Origin of the sequence: Amnimonas aquatica, assembly GCF_002943415.1 — a bacterium.
Classification (GTDB): Bacteria; Pseudomonadota; Gammaproteobacteria; order Pseudomonadales; family Moraxellaceae; genus Perlucidibaca; species Perlucidibaca aquatica_A.
This window is the reverse complement of the sequence record NZ_PTQZ01000325.1, coordinates 1-1,352: the sequence shown is the minus strand read 5'-3', so window position 1 is coordinate 1,352 and position 1,352 is coordinate 1. Positions and strand designations below refer to the sequence as shown.

General features: G+C 68.6%; 1 protein-coding gene. It reads right to left on the bottom strand.

Annotated elements, in window-relative coordinates; all coding sequences use genetic code 11:
- On the bottom strand, positions 1 to 1,352 hold a 1,352-nt coding region (locus tag C5O18_RS09605), incomplete at both ends, for an LPS-assembly protein LptD (protein ID WP_146089338.1).

Here is a 1,352-nt window from a genome sequence, read left to right as displayed (position 1 = left end):
GACAGCGCGCGCTCGAAGTAGAGGCCGGCGTCGAGGCTCACGGTGGGCACCAGCAGGCCGGGGGTGTCGTCACGGCCGGCCACGCCCTGGCCGTCGAGCATGTACTGGAGGTAGCTGAGCTTGGCGCCGGGGCGGACATAGCCCCAGGGCTTGGCGTACTCGTAGCGCACCTGGGGATCCAGGCGCAGTCGCGTGCCGTTGATCTCGGGCGCGCTGCCATCGTCGATGTTGCGCTGGAAGTTGGCGACTTCCGCGCGCAGGCCGTGCTGCAGGCCGGGCAGGCGCGAGCGCTCGGTGGTCAGCAGCAGCTGCGGCAGGCGCGAATACGGGTGGTCGGCGTCGGACAGGCCGGGATCGATGGTCTGGAAGCCCTGCACGCGTCCGGTGAAGTGCCAGAAGTCGGTGTCGTAGAAAACCTCGCCGACGCGTTCCTGGTGTGTCTTGTTGGCCTGTGTCAGATCGGTGCCGAGGTCGGTGAAGTAGGCGTTGTCGGACACGTAATTCAGCGACGTGCGCGCGCTCCAGCCGTTGCCCCAGTCGGCGCGCTGGTTCAGCGACGCGCTCTTGCGGTCGCGGCCGGCCTGGCGGTCATCGGGCAGGATGGCGGCATTCAGGGTGCCTTCGCCGAAGTTCCGGCTCAGGTAGCGGAACTCTGATTCGAGCATGGCGCCGCGGCTGGTCAGCAGGCGTGGCGTGAGCGTGGCGTCGAGCTGCGGTGCCAGGTTCAGGTAGACCGGCAGCGAGAAGTCGAAGCCGCCGTCGTTGGTGTTGCCGAAGCGCGGCACCAGGATGCCGGACTGGCGACGGTCATCGATGGGGAAGCGGAAGTAGGGCAGGTAGATCACCGGCACGTCCGCCACGCGCAGCTTGGCGTTGTAGATCTTGCCGACCCCGGTGTTCGGATCCAGCGTGATGTCGCGCGCCTCGAACGACCACGCGCGCTTGCCGGGGGCGCAGGTGGTGAAGATGCCGTGGTCGAGGATGGTCACGCCGTCGCTGTAGCGGCGGATGCGGTCGGCGCGGCCGTGGGCGTTCATCTGGCTGGCGACGAATTCGCTGCTGGACAGCTGCCCGGCACTGGTCTCGAGATTGACCACGATCTGGTCGCCGGTCAGCAGCAGCCCGGGCTCGGCCAGGCGGATGTTGCCGTCGAAGCGGCCGTACTCGCGGTTGCGGGTGATCTGGCCGCTGTCGGCCTCCAGCAGGCGGCCGGCCTGTTCTATGCGGACATGGCCGCTGAGCTGGGTCTCGCCGTCGGCGCTGTAGGTCAGGCTGTCGGCCAGGGCCTTGATGTCGCTGACGTCCGGCTTCCCGGTCACGACGTTCGGGCCGATCGGCGTCACCCAGGCGCC